Annotated in this window: 15 protein-coding genes; 10 read left to right on the top strand and 5 right to left on the bottom strand. The window is 63.0% G+C overall.

All coding sequences use genetic code 11. The features are described from left to right. Positions 1-354: 354 nt before the first annotated feature. Positions 355-3,075: an ATP-dependent DNA helicase gene (locus tag RN51_RS11555; protein WP_045264197.1), complete on the top strand. Its 2,721-nt coding sequence runs from the start codon at positions 355-357 to the stop codon at positions 3,073-3,075. 184 nt (positions 3,076-3,259) lie between these two features. Here the strand turns inward: RN51_RS11555 and RN51_RS11550 are convergent, their stop codons facing one another. After that, the gene (locus RN51_RS11550; RefSeq protein WP_045264196.1) at positions 3,260-6,055 is read right to left on the bottom strand and encodes an NACHT domain-containing protein; all 2,796 of its coding nucleotides are present in this window, start codon (positions 6,053-6,055) and stop codon (positions 3,260-3,262) included. A gap of 239 nt (positions 6,056-6,294) precedes the next feature. On the opposite strand from RN51_RS11550, the gene RN51_RS11545 reads away from it, so the two are divergent. Then, positions 6,295-7,164, top strand: coding sequence for a hypothetical protein (locus RN51_RS11545; protein WP_153243567.1), 870 nt, complete (start codon positions 6,295-6,297; stop codon positions 7,162-7,164). Positions 7,165-7,566: 402 nt separating this feature from the next. Here RN51_RS11545 and RN51_RS11540 read toward each other — a convergent pair whose 3' ends face one another. Further along, complete coding sequence (locus RN51_RS11540; RefSeq protein WP_045264194.1) at positions 7,567-9,156, bottom strand: hypothetical protein; 1,590 nt, start codon at positions 9,154-9,156, stop codon at positions 7,567-7,569. Between the two features lie 35 nt (positions 9,157-9,191). Then, positions 9,192-10,064 carry an HNH endonuclease gene (locus RN51_RS11535; RefSeq protein ID WP_156149168.1) on the bottom strand — a complete coding sequence of 291 codons (873 nt, stop codon included), beginning with the start codon at positions 10,062-10,064 and terminating at the stop codon, positions 9,192-9,194. A gap of 365 nt (positions 10,065-10,429) precedes the next feature. Between RN51_RS11535 and RN51_RS11530 the strand changes: the two genes are divergently transcribed. Both RN51_RS11530 and RN51_RS11525 read left to right on the top strand, forming a co-directional pair. Then, positions 10,430-10,984, top strand: coding sequence for an SLATT domain-containing protein (locus tag RN51_RS11530; protein WP_197073244.1), 555 nt, complete (start codon positions 10,430-10,432; stop codon positions 10,982-10,984). Beyond that, on the top strand, positions 10,984-12,282 hold the full coding sequence (locus RN51_RS11525; protein ID WP_045264191.1) for a nucleotide-binding domain-containing protein: 1,299 nt from the start codon (positions 10,984-10,986) through the stop codon (positions 12,280-12,282). The genes RN51_RS11530 and RN51_RS11525 overlap by 1 nt, the downstream gene beginning before the upstream one ends. A gap of 481 nt (positions 12,283-12,763) precedes the next feature. Here the strand turns inward: RN51_RS11525 and RN51_RS11520 are convergent, their stop codons facing one another. After that, positions 12,764-13,162 carry a low molecular weight phosphatase family protein gene (locus tag RN51_RS11520; RefSeq protein ID WP_045264190.1) on the bottom strand — a complete coding sequence of 133 codons (399 nt, stop codon included), beginning with the start codon at positions 13,160-13,162 and terminating at the stop codon, positions 12,764-12,766. 22 nt (positions 13,163-13,184) lie between these two features. Then, entirely contained in the window at positions 13,185-13,859 is a 675-nt protein-coding gene (locus RN51_RS11515) for a helix-turn-helix domain-containing protein (RefSeq protein WP_045264189.1), read from the bottom strand. Between the two features lie 48 nt (positions 13,860-13,907). Here RN51_RS11515 and RN51_RS11510 point away from each other — a divergent pair, with 48 nt between their 5' ends. The 6 genes from RN51_RS11510 (at position 13,908) to RN51_RS11485 (ending at position 19,595) form a co-directional block, all read left to right on the top strand. Continuing rightward, positions 13,908-14,669: an MIP/aquaporin family protein gene (locus tag RN51_RS11510; RefSeq protein ID WP_045264188.1), complete on the top strand. Its 762-nt coding sequence runs from the start codon at positions 13,908-13,910 to the stop codon at positions 14,667-14,669. Positions 14,670-14,680: 11 nt separating this feature from the next. Further along, complete coding sequence (locus RN51_RS11505; protein WP_045264187.1) at positions 14,681-16,081, top strand: FAD-dependent oxidoreductase; 1,401 nt, start codon at positions 14,681-14,683, stop codon at positions 16,079-16,081. Between the two features lie 109 nt (positions 16,082-16,190). Further along, positions 16,191-16,550, top strand: a complete 360-nt coding sequence (cmtR, locus tag RN51_RS11500; RefSeq protein ID WP_045264358.1) for a Cd(II)/Pb(II)-sensing metalloregulatory transcriptional regulator CmtR — start codon at positions 16,191-16,193, stop codon at positions 16,548-16,550. After that, on the top strand, positions 16,547-18,457 hold the full coding sequence (locus RN51_RS11495; protein ID WP_197073243.1) for a heavy metal translocating P-type ATPase: 1,911 nt from the start codon (positions 16,547-16,549) through the stop codon (positions 18,455-18,457). Before cmtR ends, RN51_RS11495 begins: the two co-directional genes overlap by 4 nt. After that, entirely contained in the window at positions 18,457-19,065 is a 609-nt protein-coding gene (locus RN51_RS11490; protein WP_045264185.1) for a cadmium resistance transporter, read from the top strand. The genes RN51_RS11495 and RN51_RS11490 overlap by 1 nt, the downstream gene beginning before the upstream one ends. Continuing rightward, positions 19,062-19,595: a signal peptidase II gene (locus RN51_RS11485; RefSeq protein ID WP_227991975.1), complete on the top strand. Its 534-nt coding sequence runs from the start codon at positions 19,062-19,064 to the stop codon at positions 19,593-19,595. The genes RN51_RS11490 and RN51_RS11485 overlap by 4 nt, the downstream gene beginning before the upstream one ends. Positions 19,596-19,674 lie beyond the last annotated feature (79 nt).

The raw sequence follows: 19,674 nt of genomic DNA, 5'->3' as shown, positions 1-19,674 counted from the left end.
AGCTTACGACCCCCTTGAGTTTGAGGTGGAAGTGGCTAAGCGTGAGTGGTCAGCGACGCCGGGTGCCGAGTGATGCGCCGGAGTGTCTCCTTCGGGTGGGAGAAGCCGCGTGCGTTGAGAGCCTCGTGCGCTTGGTCGGTGGGGTACATGCCGGATGTAGGGGTGGCTCGTCAATTTATGAAGTGCTCGAGCGTAGCTCGGCTGCCGAGGTACGTGCTGAAGATTGGACGGAACTCGGCTAGTTCGTGACGTACTGCAACCACGCGCGGTACTTTGAGCGTACAGCGATCCATCCCAGCGCTCTGGCACGAGCCACAGGTTGGACACGACGACGAGGCTTGCAAGGGGGCGGCGATGAGAACAGTCGATGATCAGATCCGTAGCGCCGATCGTGCCATCTGTGACAGCATCGCTGCGCTGAAAGGCGATCGTGCACTTATGTCGCTCGTGGTTTTGTCACACCTTCGAAATCTCGTAGAGGGAGCAGCGGTTCGCCTTCACACGGGCCGTGCTGATGCTGACTACGACTACGACGCGATTCAGGCGGCGCTGGTCGCCATCGGGTCAGCGCCGAAGCGCGTTCAGTTCCTGCACCGTTTCCACAAATTGCTACAGGAGAGCGTGTCGCACTACACGATGGATGGTGACACCTCCGAGCGGCTGATGCTCAAGTACTACGAGTACCTCATCAGGCTACGCCTGCTGCTGCGGGCAGCTTGCAAGATTGAGACGCTCAATAATCTGGAGGATTTTCCGGTCAACCTCGATCCTTCACTTCGCGAGTACCACCGCAAGATCGCCGCCCGGATCGATGCCGTCCGCGCCAATCCGACACCAGGAGGTGTTCGGAACCGGTACTACGTCCATCGAATCCGGCCGATCTTCACGAAGGGGCGGATTCTCTACGAGGTAGTCTTCCGCGCGACGACTGATCACTTGCAGAAGGTCGACCGAATCATTGCCTTCACGGACATCGAGATGACGGACAAGTACGCGGCGAACCTTACCGTGGTTTCCGAAGCCATCGACGTGCTCGGCCAGACGATGCCGATCACCATCATCACGGACTGGGAGGTCTCGATTCGTCCGTGCGAGTTCGACAACTTCGCTCGGTTGTTCGGAGTGGCGTCGAAGGTATCGTCAGGGTCCAGTGAGTACCGCGTGCTTATGAAGTATTTGACTCGAACGGAGACTGGACTCCTCGATGTCGTCGCGCTTCCTGACACTAGGTTTGCGGGGCTACGAGAGGATGCCACGCGGCGCGTCCAGAAGGCGGCGATCTTTCCCGTGCTTGAGAGGGCCCGCGATCTGATTTCCCGCCATCGCCCCGGGCACAACATGATCCGCTACCTCATGCTCAGGATGAATAACCTGATCCTCAAGCAGCAGTACAGCTCTCAAACCTCTAGCCTGCTTTCGAATCTCAACCTGGATCGCGGATGCAAGCCATTCGATTCAATGCCCTTCTGCACCTCGCCGAAAAAGCACAACGTCACGTTCTCCGACCTGGTCGAAAGTCTGGACACTCGTGACCGCGTCCACGAGCTGCTTGCTCGTCGTGTAAAGAACAACGTCGAGCAGCACGGCATGCTCTACACACCCGATGAGGAGCTTGAGCGCTTCGGCGACATTGACGCTTTGATCGCGACCTTCAACAGCAAGCTCTGGCACGGGCACCGCCCGGCGCGGGACCTCGTCCACGACAAGAAGCACGTCTTCGTCCAGGAGTACGAAGACGACTCGGTCGAGATCATCGAAGAACTTCAGGCCCACGCCAAATCTGGGATCGGCGGATATACCGAGGCGGTCGAGCGATGGCTTGAGGAGACGCCGACGGTGAACGTGGATGATCCGGTGAAAGAGGCAGCGCTCAAAGCACTGTTCGCGAGTTCCCAGGTCGCCTTGATCTACGGTGCAGCCGGCACGGGAAAGTCGACGATGATCGACCACATCGCTCACTTTTTCAACGACAAGAGGAAGTTGTTCCTGGCGCACACCAATCCGGCGAAGAACAACCTTGAGCGGCGCGTCAGTGCCCAGAACTCCACGTTTCGAACGATCGCGAGCCACCTCTGGAACGACACCGGCACCGAATTTGACGTGCTGTTCATTGACGAGTGCAGCATCGTCAGCAACGACGATCTCCTCCAGGTGCTACGGCGGACGTCGTTCGAACTACTTGTTCTTGTCGGGGACAGTTACCAGATCGAATCAATAAAATTCGGCAACTGGTTCACGTTGGCTCCGGCGTTCCTGCCGGACTCCTCGGTGTTCGAGCTCACCAGCCCCTACCGCACGAAGAGCGCCCAGCTACTGAAGTTCTGGGATGCCGTGCGCGGCATCGAGCCGAACATCGAAGAGTTGCTGGCTCACTACGGCTACTCAGCCGTGCTCGACGAGACCCTCTTCGCACCGCGCAATGACCAAGAGATCATCCTGTGCCTCAACTACGACGGCCTATACGGCATCAACAACATCAACCGGTTCCTCCAGAGCGGCAATCCTGGCGAAGCGACCGTTTGGGGCGTCTCAACGTACAAGATCGGCGACCCCGTCTTATTCGGGGACACCTCGCGATTCAGAGGAGTCATCTACAACAACCTCAAAGGAACGATTGTTGGAATCGAAACCTTCCCCGGTCAGATCCAGTTTGACATCGAGTTAGATCGGATACTCACGGCATTTGATGTCGCGCGAGTCTCCGGATTGCAGTGGCTCGGCGGCTCGACGGTCCGTTTCTCCGTTTCGGAGCAGGGGAGTACCGACGAGGAGGACGAGTCCAATAGCAAGACGGTTCCGTTCCAAGTCGCCTACGCGGTTTCCATCCACAAGGCGCAAGGTCTCGAGTACGATTCCGTGAAGGTTGTGATCACCGACGCCAACGAGGACCGCTTCTCACACAGCATCTTCTACACGGCGGTTACCCGAGCTCGAGAGCGCCTCACGATCTTTTGGACGCCAGAGACCCAACACGCTGTGTTGAGCCGGCTCGAACGACCGCACCAAGGACGGGACCTCGGTCTACTCCGTGGACGCCGCGGGCTCAAGTCGATTGGGTCGAAGAAGCGTCCCTAGTCTCCGGTCGGTGTCGCCACCGGCTGCTGAGCGGGGTCTGGTCAGGCCCAGCGGCAAGATCGGCACCACGACCCGCGTCGCCGAAGTGGGGAACAGTCCGAAATGGCCGACTTCATCTCCACTCGTCTCCGTGCATGTGTGCGGCGCGCGCGGCGGTTGGGGTTCGCGTGCAGTTTCGTGACGGTCAGTCGAGTTGGTCGGAGACGGGGCGGCGGCCGGCGCCGCGTTCGTAGATGACAGACACCCCGTGCGGGACGCGCCAGCTCTCGAGGGGGAGAGAGGCGATGAGGACTTCGAGGAGTGCGGCGGTGTGTGGGTCGTCGATCAGTTGCGCGGTCGAATTGTCGGTGACGGTGTCGTTGTGCACGAGGGTCACGCCGACCTCGCCGCTGCCGAACGGTGGTGCGTGGTAGAAGTTCAAAGCATCGAGGAGGGGTCTGAGGGCCACGACCGCGTCGCCGGGTTCTGGCAGCGACGAGATGTGGTCTTCGAGGACGGTGCCGAGGCAGTCGAAGGTCTCGGAGGTTCTCGACAAGATCGGTTCTGTGGCGTCCCGGAGCGCTGCCTGACTGATCCCTGCGTCGAGCTTGGTCATCGCGAGGAGGAACCGGGCGGTGTGACTTGCTCGTGGAGTCCCGGATAGGGCCTGGATGAGTGTGTTGCGAATGAGGCTTCGTGTGGTGGAATCGGCGCTGGCTGCTGCGGTGAGGCCGTCCGCGAACGCCTGCATGTTGCGTGGTGCCGGGCCGGTCAATGCTCGGAGGGCGACTTGGACGAGTCGGCGCAGCCATTTAGGTGTCTGGGTGGCGAGGCCATCGTCGAGGAGGGCAGCGGCGAGTTCGGGGCCGATCGGGCTCAACCAGCCGGGCCACGTCTCGCCGATGTCGACGTTCTCCACGATGTGGACGATCATTTCTCGTTGTTCGTCGGTGCCGTTGGAGAATACGTATCCGGCCATGAACACCCAGGTTGCGCGCCAGTGCGGGCTGGGGGCGAGGGCGATGAGCCGCGTGCGAAGGTTGGCGTCGTTGGTTTTCACGAGTGACCGAGCAGCCATGAGTTCTTGAAGGCTGCGGACTTCGAAGGCGAACCCGTCGTCTTCGGCGGGCACGAGGAGGACGAGCCGTTCGGTTGCGGCTTGCATGATCCGGTCCCCGATCTGGGTTCGGAGGCGGTCTGTGTCGTGTTCGAGTTCGGTGAGTCGGGCGTCGAGAAGCTCGCGCATCTGCCCGCGGGGCATCACCGATTTTTCGCCTCCGGAAGTTTCCGCCTTGATGTGGAGGACCCGGCCGACCGTTTCGTGCAGATAGATGATGGCGTGATTCTGTGACGCGAGGAGGGGTGCCAGGGTGGTGGGTTTTCCTGCTTCGCGCGTGTACATCGTGTCGAAGTACTGGGAGTAGAGCTGGTAGCGGTCCGAGGGCAGTGTTCCGACTCGCTCCAGGATGATCGTCATGATCAGTACCTGGAGCGGAGTCTTCATGAGGCGTTGCATCGTGCTCAGTGAGAACTGACGTTCCAGGGACGCGAGGAGTGGGTCTCGGCGGTCCGGATCGTCGGCGAGGCGCCGTTGAGTGACCATGCGCCCGTAGCGTTCTGCTGTTTCCCGATCGAGGGAGGTGAGGTTAAGTTGACGGAATCGTTCGGGCATGAATCGTTCCGCGTCGCTGGAGGGGCGGGTGGTGACGATGCAGAGGAGGTCGGCGTTGCTGTTCTCGAGGTCTTCCACAAAGTAGGTGATCGCGTCGAGCACTCGTGGGCGGACCTCGAGCGCGGTCACTTCATCGAGCCCGTCGAGGATGATGATCGACGGCCAGGAGGTGAGCCACCGTTTGAGGACGTTCGGTTTGATGTCGATGTCGGCCCGGCGCGAGATCGTGTCGGCGAGGAATCGGAGCAGCATGAGGTCGCCGCTCGGCCCGATGGCCGCAGCGAAATCCGTGAGCCTGATGAGCACGGGCCATCGCCGCCCGGTAGGACCATCCGTCCCGAGGCCGCGGAATGCTGCCTCGGTTGCTTCGCGGACGTGCCGAGCGGTGGGTGGCAGAGACTCTTCTGCCGCAAATTGTGAGCGAAATGCCTGCGTGACGAATTTCGTGATGGTGCTCTTGCCGCTTCCTGCTCGTCCGGTTATGACGACGTGGGGGCGCTCCACCCGATCGGCCATCATGGGTTTCAGCACAGCGCTTGACCGGGTGAAGATCTCGGAGAGGACCGTAGACTCCGTTGCGTCTTCGTCGGTAGTTTTCAGGTCGATGACGATCTGCTCGACGGACTCGCGGTCGCTGCCGCCAACTTCTTGAAAATGGACCCAGCGTTCGGCGGACAGCGCCGCTCCCGCGTGGGTGTGTAAGAAGGGATGCAGCTCGTCGGGCCTCAAGGTGTCGGAAATCTGAGTGAGGCGTTCGAGCAGGTCACCCACGGTGAGGAGAGCCCTGAACCCGTTGCGCACGGATCCGTGCGCGGTGAGAAGAGAGTTGACTTTGTCTCGGTGCCACACCCGGATCTGTCGAAGGCCGCGCTTTCGCAGGGTGACTCTCGGGTCGCCGGACGCGGGGTTGTCCAACCATTTGGCAAGGTGCGCGGTGAGGCGGTCGATGCCGGCGCCCGGCGCACTCGAGATGCGGGCGTTCGTGACGAAAAGGAGGTGGTCCGGGACTGAAGCCCGGGTGCTGGACATGTCCAGCCATTTCTCGAGTTCCGCGTCGATCTGCTTGAGAAGCCAAGAGAGGTTGTTAGCGGGATCGACGGAGTGATGCTCGCGCTGTTTCGCTTGGATCACCGTGTACCCATCCCACACGTTCGGATCGTCAGGCTCGGTGCCCCACCGAATGAGCCCACGGAAGGTGGCCTCGCGCCCCCCGTCCGGCCCCGCCCCGAAGGCTTCAAGCCCTGGACCGAACACCTCCTCACACACGGCGATCGTCATTTGTTCGAAAGCGCGCGGACTGAGTTCCTCGAGCGGGTAGTCCTGGGCCATGGGGGCTCCATTCGTGGTCTTTCGAGGCGAGACGATTCAATACGTGACAGATCCAGTCGGTCGCATCAATGTACCGAACAGGGCCACTGTTTCACGGCAGGGTGCTCGCCGAGGCTGCTCGAGCAGGAGCGTTGAAGATTGTGCGAAGCGCCCTCCCTTACGAGTGACCCGTGCCGGACATGTCCGGAGAAGCGCAGAGCGTCGGCCTCGGTAAGATCACGTGACCGCCAGGAGGCCACGTGATCTGTCTAGCCGCCCTCGCCTGCGTCGCGCCGGCCCCTAATCCTCTTGCCGACCTGGTGCAGGTGGGGATCCTGGTCGTCGCGGCTGTGGCACTCTTCTGGGCTGTCCGGGAGTGGGTATGGGGCGGCAGCATCCTGAAGGTGCAGCTCGAGCTCGGCCGAACCGATGGCCTCCGGATGGTGCGTGCCTCTCCGGCAGATATGGAGAACCCCGATGCCATCGACTGGCGGATGCCATACAGACTGGACGGTCCCGCACTCGATGTCGCTGTCATCACAGTGATCAACAAGGGCCGAACCCCGGTGACGGTACTCAGCCCGGCGCTGCTCTTCAGCTCGAAGGGTGCGGAGGACTTGCGAGTGTCGGGTCAGCTGGTAGGCGGCAGCTGGGGAGAGGACGAAAGCCGGATCCGGCTCGAGGTCCATGACTCCTGCGTCTTTACCCTGATGCTGCAGCCGATGGCCGTCATCGCGCGCAGCGACATGACCTTCCAGAAGCCTCAAGGAGCGGGGGGAAATATCTGGGCTCGCGCAGCCGTGACGTCGGGGAAAGGTGGCGTCAAACTATCGCCGAGCTCCGTCCGGTCGAGAGCGAAGTGGTACTCGCTGAACCGCCTGGATGCTCGATGGAAGGTGAGCACTCCGTTGCGCGGGAAACCCCTCACTCCCACCGAAGAGCTGATGGCGCAGTTCCTAGCCCCCGGCGGAGATGTCTACGATCAATCGGTGCTGCTCGGCAGCGTGCTCGGTGCCGCGGAAGCAGGAGAATCCGTGAACGAGCTCGCCGCGCGGGTCGAAGACCGATACGGGATCATGAATGCCGGCAAGATCGCGATGCGCGCGATGGTCCTCGCTGGGAAGCTCTAGGGGCTTCGCGGCCTTCGAGAGTGCAGGCTGACCGCTACGCCAATGGCTGCGCACGGGCACCTCGCCCCGGGCGCTTCTGATTGGGGAGGGTAGTGCGGGGTGCAGCTGTGTACGTGAGCGTGAGGATCTCGCCAGCTGCAGGGGTCTTCACGGCGAGTGGTCGATAGGTGCGTTCCCACTCGGCGGGCACCGCGAACTCCGCAGGCGGCTCCAGGTGAGACAGGCGCGTTTCGCGTCGATCGCCATCTGCAGCCCGCCACTATGGCGTAGTTGGTGAAGCCCGCGTGCAGGAAAGTTCTGGTGAGGATCGCGCCTGCCTTGCTGGCCGAGACGGAACTGATGGGCTGCCGGTGCTCTGTCCGTGCTCGGCGCGTCGACTGCGTTGTGCCGAACTCGTCGGTGCTACGGGAACGACTTTTCATCGATTCCGGTGAGATCCCACGGCGACGCGAGCACTGGCTCGGTTTCAGAGCGGACTAACCGTGTGGGGGCCCACGCTACAAGGTGCTCGCCTTGCGGCGGACTCATGATGTAGTCGCGCGGGTGCCCGGGGCTGTCGGTCGCCGTGGTGGGATGCACCTCGAGCTGCTGATGCCAGAGGTGCGTCGCGGGCGTTGGGATCTGTTGCCCGGCGAACGCGATCGATCCCTCCTTGATGGCGATGACCTGCGGTGGATTTCCCGATGGTGAGGTGACGGTCGCGCTCTTTAGGCGGGCATGGACGACTTTGCCTTCCCAGATCAGACGTGTCTGCCGCAGTCTGACGCGTTCCAGGTTAGTGAAGCGTCCGTTGCAGACTCCGATCTCATTTCCCGTGATCCTCTCGATCTCGATCACATCACTGAGCGCCTCCTCGATAACGCGCATCTGGAGTTCCTCTTCGGCGCTGAGGTCCTCCATCGAGATGGTGATGTTTCCGCCGGGGACGTCGAACACCGCGCGATCTGCTGAGTGCAGGCGCCGTGCGAGCTGTGTGGAGCGAAGCTTTTGCGCGTTTGTGAGTTCGAGGTACTTTTCCTCAGCGAGGGTGCATGCGACTGCCCGATCGTTCTCGAATGTGAACGCGAAGGTGAGGATGAGGCACCCATCGACGAAAATGTCCCATTCGACGCCGCCTTCTTCAGGGCGACGGTGCATGACTGCGGCTTCGAGGTTCGTATGCTCGTCGCCAGTCTGAAGGGTGAGGGACACCTGATTGGCGGGGTCCTGCAGGAACAGGTCAGAGACGGTGAAGCGCGACCATTCGGTCGGCAGGTCGCTGGCTTCCGCTAGATCAGGGACCGCGGTGCCGGTGTCGGCGTAAAACACGCGCACATCGATCGGTGACTCCGACTCGTGAACGCTTACCGCGGACGTCCATGCATCATCAGGCAACATGATCAGCGATCGTTCTTGCAGGTCGCGAACAAGGTCCAATGTGTCGAGTGTGAGCATTGCGATGCGCGAGAACACGCGAACCGCCGCGGTGTAGCGCTCCTTGAGATCATGCTCGAGCGCCGCCACCTTCGCTCCGCGGGGGTCCGCGTGGACGAGATCTGCGTAGAGCCAGCCTGCCGCAAGTTGCGTATCCGAGACGATGCTGGTCGGTGCATGATCGGGTCCGACCGCCTGAACGGTGTATCCCTGGACTTGTGTTCCCTGGATTTCCGTAGACCCCCAGGCTGCTCGTAGGGCCGTGATTCGCTGCCTATCGGAAGCTGATGCCGCCCCGGCAGTCAATGCGGTGATCGCGTCGAGGACCCGGTTGTAAAAGATCGGCTCCGACTCGACCGTGAGCGGGCGCAGGCGAGCGACGAGAGACTCGAAGGTCTCCTCATCGGGCAGGTCCTCTACGACGGTAAAGCGGCCCGCGAGATCGATGTTGCCGCGGATCATGGTGTTGGCGAACGCCTGGAGGCGGTCCCTCGACTGCGAGAGTGAGTGCGCGGCAACCCGTCGCGCACGCAGAACAAAGCGTTCCACGATCTTTGCGGGCTCGATCGTCGGTGCCACCTACTTCTGGCCGCGACGATCGTTCTGAGCCGCCATCAGTCCACACGCCTTGTGAATCCCGTGATCGGGTCGAACGGCCAATCGACGGCGAAGACGCGATTGAAGCTGATCACCATTGCCGATTCCGTTAGTTCATCCGAGGCTGCCATCAAGATGATCTCGCCAGGGCTCGGTTCGTGTGCGGAACGCGCGACCTTGATGGACCTCGCTACGTCGCCGAGCTCAGCCTTCTGGTCACGGGGCACGTCTCGGGCAACGAGGAGCTCAGCTCTCAACGCATCAGCGCGGGGCGTCCGCGGGATCGCGTGCAGCGCAACGCATCCGGCCAAATATGCAGTCTTGACCGCTGCGATGTGCGAACGGGTTGCGTCGACAATCTCGTAGCTCATCTCGAACTCCTGTTCTCCCAAGATCTGAGAGACCGCCGGGTCGTGTTTGCCGTGTTGGAAGAGAACAAACCCGCCGGATGCGTTCTCGCGTAGTAGGTACTCGCCAACGCTGCGGCGGCCGGGAACGGTCTTGCCCGAGAGTCGTACCTTCCCGATCGCGTTCTCATACCAATTGCGCAGGTGCGGCTCGTACTTGCTGCCGAACTCGTTGTTGCAATTTTCACAGGTCATCGTGATCACGCTCCCGCCAACTGAGTGGGGCGGCACATGCTCTCGGCTTCGCGGCTCCGGCGCGAAGCAGATCGGGCAAACACCAAAGTCGACAAAATCGAACGCGACAGGGAGCGCCTGAAAATTCCGCTCTGTTCCCAATGGCCGCGGCATACGCACCTCGAGCGTCGACCCATCCTCCAGACGAAGAACGGCCTGGCTGAGTTCAGGGATGCCGCGACCATTCGCACGCCCATTGACGCTTTCAATCACACCGCGTACACGAGGCTGGCCAGACGAATCGCTCACGGGTCAGACTGTACTCGTCGTCCTCGACGTTGCGGGAATGTCCGCTAGCTCTCTAAATCGAGGAAGTAGCGCGACTGCGTCGCCTCTATCGGTGAATTCGCTCAGGCTTCATGACGGATCGCGCTTGTGAGCCGGATGTAAATTCCGGGGCATGCAGAGTCGTTTCTCTCTGGGGTGAACGGAAAGAGTCGTAGCCTGCGCGGGACTTCGTCCCCAACGTTCCGGCCGAGCTACGCCCATTGGTTCGCCTTCGAAACGGGCCGTGTCGGTGTCCGCCGCTAGCATGCACTTGCGGCGGACTGTCGCCGTGGGCTGGGGGAAAGATGCATCGACGAGAGACAGAACCGTCAGAGGCGGGTCGTGACTTGCTTCTCAACCAGGTGAGAGAGCTATATGGGCGCATCGCGTACACGCAGAAGACCCATGAGAAGCAAGCTGACATCTGCGCGATGTCCTCGCGGAGGCAAAGAGTCTGGAAGTTCGTTCTCACGGCGGTCGGATCGGGGACGTTCCTAGCGTCACTCTTCGGGCTGCTGCTGGACCCGCAGTGGGCATCGCTAGCTACCTCCTTCATCGCCGTGCTAGTCACGGCGGCAAGCCTGGGTGACCGGACATTCCGATACGGCGAAGAGATGCAGCAGCACCGCGACACCGCGGCTTTGCTATGGAACTTGCGGGAGTCGTATCTGTCGCTGATTGTGGACCTGAAGTCCGAGTCTCTGCCGCTCGACCAGGCGCGGCAGAAACGAGACGAGCTGCAGAAGGCGGCTCAGGCCGTGCTGAAGGACGCCCCCCGAACGACACCGCAGGCGTATGCCATGGCTCAATCCGGCCTGAAGGACAAGGAAGATCTCACTCTCAGCACGCAGGAGATCGATTTGATGCTGCCGGAGGCGCTTCGAGAGGATTGGGAGCACTGATGTCGCAAACCGGTGACATCTTCGATGGTCTCCTCACCAATCTCAGGGTCAACACTGCTGAGAGCATCGCCGACCGGCGGGACGAAGTAACGAAAGCTCTGAACAGCGAGTTCCGCAGCTTGACCGGCTCCACGGCGAACAAGCTGATGGTCGGTTCCTACGGTCGTTGGACAGCGATCAAAGGTATATCGGACCTTGACCTCCTGTACATATTGCCGTCCAGTCTGCGCGCCTCATACGAGGAGGAAGGCGGGCCGCTCAAAGCGCTGCGGCGCGCCCGCGCTGCGATCCAGAAGCGGTATCCGACGACGACTGTCGGGGTCGACAGGTTGGTCGTCGTAGTGGAGTTCTCGAACTTCACTTTCGAGGTGCAGCCCGTGTTCGAAAACGAGGACGGGTCCTTCGACTACCCGGACACTTACAGCGACTCGTGGAAGATGACGAAGCCTCGCGATGAGATCTCCGCAATCAGCGAGGAAGACTCAGCTACTAGTGGCAATCTGCGACGCTTGTGCAAGCTCGCTCGAGCATGGCGCAACAAGCAAGGAGTCGTGATGGGCGGGCTGCTCGTAGACACCCTTGCGTACAATTTCCTAACGTCTACGACGGAACATCGCTCTGGCACGTCCGAATCCTACGGCGAGATGATGCGCGACTTCCTTCTGTACCTCGCGGACCAGGTGGACCACGATTTCTATCTGGCGCTTGGAAGCCGTCAGCGCGTTCGAGTCAAGAAGCGCTTCCAGAAGAAGGCTGCGTCCGGCGCTGAGCTTTGCACCGAGGCGGTCGACGCTGCTGGTCAGAAGAACGAGTACAAGAAGTGGAGAGCAGTATTCGGAAAGTCCGTCCCAGCAGTAGTGGCTGGAGGGGAGAATGCGCTTGCAGCCAGATCGTTCAACGACACGGAGGAGTTCATCGAGGACACCCATCCCGTGGACATCCGTTTTTCGGTCGAGATCAGCTGTACCGTGACCCAGGACGGATTCCGTCCTACCTCGCTGAACTCATTTCTCAACCTGTTCTCGCTACTGCCCGCAAAGAAACAACTTACGTTCGCGATCGACAACATCGACGTGCCGGGATCATATGAGGTGCGTTGGAAGGTACTGAACCGAGGAGCCGAAGCTGAGCGGCGGGATCACGTACGCGGTGAGATCATCCGTCCGACCCACGGCACCGAGCGCCGCGAAGTGACCTCCTTCCGAGGGAATCATTACGTGGAGTGCTACGTCATCCAGCGCAACGTCGTCGTGGCTCGCGGGCATATCGACATCCCGATCGCAGCAGAGTCTTCCTAGACCGCGCCCCTGGTGCAGTGGGTGCCCATGCCCGCGGCCCTGCGGCGATCCACCCTGCCACAGGTGACTGGCTCCAACGCCTCTCGAGCAAGTCAGCTTGGTCGATCATTGTCGTCGTCGGAATTTTGATAAGCGTCATGAGGCAAGTCGCTCCATGTGCCGGCTACAGCTGTCCCGGAAACTCGCGGGATCGCGATCCGATCTCACGACAACTCTCGTGAGATCGGACAAGTTGGCTGTCGTTTCTCACGAAACCTGTCACATTCTCACGAAAGTTGTCGCTGTTCTCATGAAAGGTGGCGGATTCTCACGAAACCTGTCGCGCAGGGATCGACGGCGAAGCCACCGTCCGCACCGAAATCGATCGTCTGCGGCCAGTGACTTGTGCACCCGTTGAACAAGGTCCAGAAACGTGCGCCGAAAGAGGGTTTCGGCGTATGAGGTGGACAAGCGTCGGGCTCTGGGCTTCGTTCCAGTCAGCTCAACGGTTGAGAAGCGTGGTCTGGATCTTTTCGGATACGGCCTGGCGCAGAGGGCGCACAGCTTCGGCGTCCCAGGACTCCGGGTTTGGGAACGACCACTCCAGCACTTCGCCGCGGGGGGTGGAAGGCAGGGTGAGCCCGGGTTTCATCAGCACCACGATGTCGGCAGTATCCAGGTCGTCGATGGTGACGGCGCGAGGTGCCCGGGCGGTGATGTCCATTCCGAGTTCTGCGACTGTGGTGGCCACGGCGGGGTTCACTTGGTCGGCAGGGGCGAGGCCTGCGGAGGTGGCGCGGAATCGGTCGCCGGCCAGGTGCTCTACGAGAGCTGCGCCGAGCTGTGAGCGGCCGGCGTTGTGCTGGCAGATGAATAGGACGGTGGGGGTGGTGTCGGTCACGGGTTTTCTTCCGGGTTGGGTTTCAGCTGGCGGCGAGACGCGGCGCGAGTTCCGCGATGCGGCGCTCCAGCTCGTCGTAAGTGGTGTCGAAGGCGTCATCGGTGCCGATCCGCACGGGGTCGGGGATCGACCAGTGCAGGTGCCCCGTGACGCCGATTTCTTCGTGAGCGTTATCGCACACCGTCACCACGAAATCCGAATCGGTCAGGACCGAAGTCAGGGCGCGCGGTGATTCCGTAGGCAGCGCGAGGGCGTGGCGCTCGGCTGTGGCAACCGCGCCCGGATCTATCCGCTCGGCCGGGTGCGTTCCTCCCGATGACGCCGGGATGCTGCTGCGGGTAGACCACAATGCCGCAGCGAGCTGCGACCGGGCGGAGTTCGCCGTACAGACGAACACGACGCGATCCGCGCGCTCCACTCGGCCGGGAGTGAGCCCGCGAAGCGCGGTTTCGGTCAGGTGAACATAGCTGCGCCGTTTGTCGGCCTCTGAGCGTGAACGTGAGACCATCCCCACGGACTCCAGCACATTCAGATGGTGTGTGACGAGGTTGGAGGGAAGACCCAACGCCACCCCGATTTCGGTGGGGGAGAGGTCGCCCAGCGTGAGACGGTCGACGATCCGCAGGCGAGATGGGTCACCCAGCGCGGCGTGCTTCGCCGCGCGCGCCTCCACCTGATCAGTTCGTTCAGTGTTCATTGTTTCAATCTTGACTGAACTACACCTCTCGGGTCAAGATAAGCCGACATGAACATTGCTACCCGCTCCCAGTCCGAGCCCGCGCGACCTCACCTGCTGCGCCGAGCTGCTGCCGAGTTCCTTGGAACTGGCCTGCTCGTCACGATCGTTGTGGGTTCCGGCATCGCGGCGCAGCGACTCTCGCCGGATGACGTCGGCCTCCAACTGTTGGAGAACAGCCTGACCACCGCGCTCGGTCTGACGGTCCTGATCCTCATGCTGGGCCCCGTGTCTGGCGCGCACTTCAACCCCGTGGTGTCGATCGCGGATTGGCTGCTCGGACGCCGCGCCCGGACGGGACTCCCGCTGCGCGACCTCGCCCCGTACGTGCTCGCACAAGTTCTCGGCGGTATCACCGGAACGTTCTTGGCGGGAGTGATGTTCGACGCCGCCCCCGCGCTCTCATCGAATGATCGCGCGACCGGTGGACACCTGGTCGGGGAAGTGGTCGCCACGGCGGGCCTAGTGCTGTTGATCTTCGCGCTCGCGCGCACGGGCAAGGGATCGACCACGGCGGCCGCGGTCGGCGCGTACATCGGCGCCGCGTACTGGTTCACAAGCTCTACGTCGTTCGCGAATCCCGCGGTGACGATCGCCCGCATGTTCACCGACACCTTTGCCGGCATTGCGCCCGCCTCTGTCGCGCCGTTCATCGCTGCACAGCTCGTCGGGGCTGCGATCGGCCTCGCTGTGCTGCTCGCCCTCTACCCGACCGCCTCCCGCACGGCCGGCGACGTCGTGGTCCCTCAGCAACTCGAAAACCAGCCCTGAAAGGCACCCTCATGCATCTTGTAGCGATCGGCGGAAGCGACGCTGGAATCTCCACCGCCCTCCGGGCCCGCGAACTCGACCCGTCCGTCGACGTCACCGTCGTGGTAGCCGATGCGTATCCGAACTTCTCGATCTGCGGCATCCCGTACTACTTCTCCCGCGAGGTGCAGCCCTGGCAGTCGCTCGCCCACCGCACCCACGCGGATCTCGAAGCCACCGGCATGAACCTCCGCCTGGACACCCTCGCCACGGGTATCGACGTCGACAGCCGACGACTCACGGTCCGCGACGCGCACGGCAGCGAATCGACCATCGCGTACGACGAACTCATGGTCGGCACCGGAGCATCCCCGTCAATCGCCGGCATCGCAGGCCTCGACCAGCTCGGCCCCGACGACGGCGTGCACCTGCTGCACTCGATGGGCGACACCTTCGCGCTCGAGAAGTACCTCGACGAACATCAGCCCGAGACGGCAATCATCGTCGGAGCTGGCTACGTCGGCCTCGAAATGGCCGAAGCGCTCACCGTGCGGGGCCTCCAGGTCACCCAGCTGCAGCGCGGCCCCGAAGTCCTCTCCACCCTCGATCCCGAACTCGGCTCCCTCGTCCACGACGAACTCACCCGACACGGCGTCGACGTCCTCACCGGCACGCGCGTCGAAGCCGTCGCCCGTGAAGCCGGACGGATCGCCGTCACCGGCACCCGTGACGGCGAAGCATTCTCCCGCAACGCTGACGTGGTCCTCGTCGTCGTCGGCGTGCGACCCAACACCAGCCTCCTCACCGCAGCCGGCGCAACCACGGGAGCGGGCGGCGCTGTCGTCGTCGACGAACAGATGCGCACCGGCCTGCCGAACGTGTGGGCGGCCGGCGACGGGGTGGTCACCCATCACCGCCTGCTCGGCGTCACATACCTTCCTCTCGGCACCACGGCGCATAAGCAAGGGCGCGTCGCAGGGGAGAACGCGATCGGCGGCGACACCCGATTTGCAGGGAGCCTCGGCACGCAGGTCGTGAAGGTCTTCGACGTCGTGGCCGCACGCACGGGGCTCCGCGACCACGAAGCCACAGCCGCCAGCTTCGCCCCGCACAGTCACACCGCGATCGCGGACGACCACAAACGGTACTACCCGGGCGCCACGCCCATCAGCATCCGCATCACCGGAGACACCAACGACGGCCGTCTGCTCGGCGCGCAGCTCGTCGGCACCCGCGGTGCCGAAATCTCCAAGCGCGTCGACACCTACGCCACGGCTCTGCACCACGGCATGACTGTCGCGGCGATGAGTGACCTCGACCTGTCGTACACGCCCCCGCTCGGCTCACCGTGGGACGCCGTGCAGGTCGCAACCCAGGCGTGGGAGCGGGAAACGCGCCGGTCGGCATCTGCGCTGCGACAGCCTGCTGCTTAGGATCGCTCTGACGTGGGGATACTCCGGGCCCACCAACGACGCTGGAAGCCTTACTCGAGTCCTCTTTCGACGATCGCGATTGGTCACCGATGGCTGTATAGTTCAGTACGTGCTGACTATTGCTTCCCGTATCGATGTAATGAACCGGCTTGGCCGGGCGATGGCCGATCCGACGCGCTCCCGGATCCTGATGACCCTGCTCCAGGGGCCCAGCTATCCGGCCGTCCTCTCGCGCGATCTGGTACTCACTCGTTCGAACGTGTCGAACCACCTGACGTGCCTGCGCGATTGCGGAATCGTCGTCGCGGAACCAGAAGGCCGCCAGACTCGCTATGAGATCGCCGATCCGCACCTCGCTGCTGCCCTCATTGCGCTGGTGGATGTGACGCTGGCTGTGGATGAGCACGCGCCGTGCGTGGACTCAGCGTGTACGGTGGCCGGTTGCTGTGCGACGGGGGTGGACGCGTGAGCGCGGCGTGTGGCTGCGAGCACGAGCCTGCCAGCGCGGTGGACGAGGAAATCGAAGAGGCCGAGCGCCCCTGGTGGAAAGACCGCGGAGTTCTGGTGCCGGTTTTCTCCGGGGTCGCGTTCCTGGCCGGCCTGATCTTGGAGTGGTCTGGCCAGGAGATCCCCGCGCTGGTGCTGTTCTGGGTCGGTCTGCTGCTGGGTGCCTCGACGTTTACGCCGGGAGCGGTTCGAAAGCTGTTCAAGGGCAAGCTGGGCATCGGTCTGCTGATGACGATCAGCGCCATCGGTGCAGTCATCCTCGGCTACGTGGAGGAGGCCGCAGCTCTCGCGTTCCTGTACTCGATCGCTGAGGCGCTCGAGGACAAGGCGATGGACCGTGCCCGCGGCGGCCTGCGCGCACTGCTCAAGCTCGTACCGGAAACAGCCACGATCCTGCAGGGCGACACTACTGTGCAGGTGCAGGCGAGAGAGCTGACGGTCGGCCAGGTCATGGTGGTCCGGCCGGGCGAGCGGATCGCGACCGATGGGGTCGTGCGTTCTGGTCGCTCGAGCCTGGATACCTCGGCGATCACCGGCGAATCGATCCCGGTAGAGGTGGAGCCCGGCGATGCGGTGTCGGCGGGTGCGATCAACAGTGCCGGTGCGCTGGAGGTCGAGACGACGGCTGCTGGCACCGACAACTCGCTCACTACGATCGTGGAGCTGGTAGAGAAAGCGCAGACAGAGAAGGGCGAGCGTGCTCGTCTCGCGGACAGGATCGCCCGCCCGCTGGTGCCCGGTGTTCTGATCCTCGCGGCGCTCGTCGCGATCATCGGGTCGCTGCTGGGCGATCCAGAGGTGTGGATCACCCGCGCGCTTGTCGTGCTGGTCGCGGCTTCTCCGTGTGCACTCGCAATCTCGGTGCCACTCACGGTCGTCGCCGCGATCGGCGCCGCAAGCAAGTTCGGCGTGATCATCAAGTCCGGTGCCGTCTTCGAGCGCTTCGGCACCGTCCGGCACGTTGCCCTCGACAAGACCGGCACCCTCACCCGCAACGAGCCCATCGTTACCGCTGTCCTCACCGCAGATGGCGTGTCGGAGGCTCAGGCGCTGGCGTGGGCGGCAGCGCTGGAGCAGCACAGCACGCATCCTCTCGCTGCCGCGATCACGGCGGCCGCTCCGGGTGTCACAGCCGCTGCGGACGTGACCGAGCGGGCTGGTCACGGCATTGACGGCACGGTCGACGACTCGAGAATCACTGTGGGAAGCCCCCGCTGGCTGGACGCCGGCGCGCTCGGGGATCGGGTCGCGGAGCTCGAAGAGCAGGGCATGACCGTCGTGATCGTGCATCGTGACGGGACGCCGGTCGCCGCGATCGGCGTCCGTGACGAGCTGCGCCCAGAAGTCCCCGAGGTGGTCCGAACGCTCACCGGCCAGGGCGTCGGCGTGACGATGCTCACCGGCGACAACGCCCGGACTGCCCGTGCGCTTGGTGCGCAGGCCGGGATCAGTGACGTGCGAGCCGAGTTGCGTCCGGAGGACAAGGCGACCGCGATCGCGGAGTTGTCGAAGGTAGGGCCGGTCGCGATGATCGGTGACGGAATCAATGATGCCCCGGCTCTCGCCGGCGCAGACATCGGCATCGCGATGGGCGCGACCGGCTCCGACGCAGCGATCGAATCCGCCGACGTCGCGTTCACCGGTCACGATCCGCGTCTGATCCCGCGCGCGTTTGACCACGCCCGACGGGGACGACGGATCATCAACCAGAACATCATCCTGTCGCTGCTGATCATCACCGCACTGCTCCCGCTCGCGCTCTTCGGTGTCCTCGGGCTCGCGGCGGTCGTCCTGGTCCACGAGGTCGCCGAGGTCATCGTTATTCTCAACGGCCTGCGCGCCGCCCGCACTCCGCGAGTGAAGAGCTGATGCTCGCGACCATCGGATCAGCGATCGGCCTGTTCGCTGCGACCAACATCGATGACATTGTCGTGCTCACCGTGCTGTTCCTCGCTTCCAGCCGAGGAAAGCCGCGACCGTGGCAGATCGTCGCAGGCCAGTACTTCGGGTTCATCACCCTCGTCGTGATCAGCGTGATCGCCGCGCTCGGCCTCACGATCGTCCCGGACGAGTGGGTGGGCTTCCTCGGGCTGATCCCGCTCGGCATCGGCATCTGGACGCTCGTACGTGGCTTGCGTCGAAACGGTGATGACGATGATGATGACGCCAAGATCACCGCGGTCGGGTTGTGGGGCGTCGCCGGGATCACGATCGCCAACGGGGCCGACAACATCTCCCTTTACACGCCGATCTTCCGCACCAGCGCGCCCGGCGACGTCGTCGTCATGATCGTCGTGTTCCTCATCCTCGTCGCCGTCTGGTGCGCTGCCGGACGGCTGATCGGCACCAACAAGGCCGTCACCGAGGGGCTGGAACGAGTCGAGCACTGGCTCGTACCGGCCGTATTCATCGGTCTCGGGCTGTTCATACTGATCGAATCCGGCGTCATCGTTCGCCTGATTGAGGTCCTCGGATGATGTCGTCCGAGGCCGAAGCTCGCCCGTCTATTGCGCGAAAAGTGCCGTCGGCGCCGCGCTGGCAACTCACGGTTGGAGCGCTCCTGATCGCCGTGTTCGTCGTCCTGATCGATCAGGGAACGAAAGTGTGGGCGGTAGCGACTCTCACGGAGCGCGAGCGCATCCCGCTGGCGGGCGACCTGCTGGGCCTGCAGCTTGCGTACAACCCTGGTGCCGCCTTCTCCTTCGGCGAAGACTTCACCTGGGTGTTCGCGCTGCTCGCTGTCGCCGCCACCGTTACAGCGATCGTGTTCGCGTTTCGAGTTCAACGCCTGGGATGGGCGATCATCATCGGCGCGCTCGGAGGAGCCGCAGCATCACACGCAGGCGACCGTCTCTTCCGAGATCCCGGGTTCGCCCGCGGACACGTCGTGGACTTCCTCGCCTACGGGAACTGGTTCATCGGAAATGTCGCGGACATTGTGATCTTCGCTGCTGCGATCGCCGGAGCGTTCCTTATGATCCGCGGCGGCGATGAGACCCAAGAATGAGACGTCTAGGGCAGCCGCTAATGCGCGGATGCGGTAGGAGGGCTGATTGCGGCGGCAGGACGCGAGAGGGTTCGAACAC

This window comes from Microbacterium oxydans (assembly GCF_000956405.1).
Classification (GTDB): domain Bacteria; phylum Actinomycetota; class Actinomycetes; order Actinomycetales; family Microbacteriaceae; genus Microbacterium; species Microbacterium oxydans_C.
This window is presented reverse-complemented; position numbering and strand designations above follow the sequence as displayed.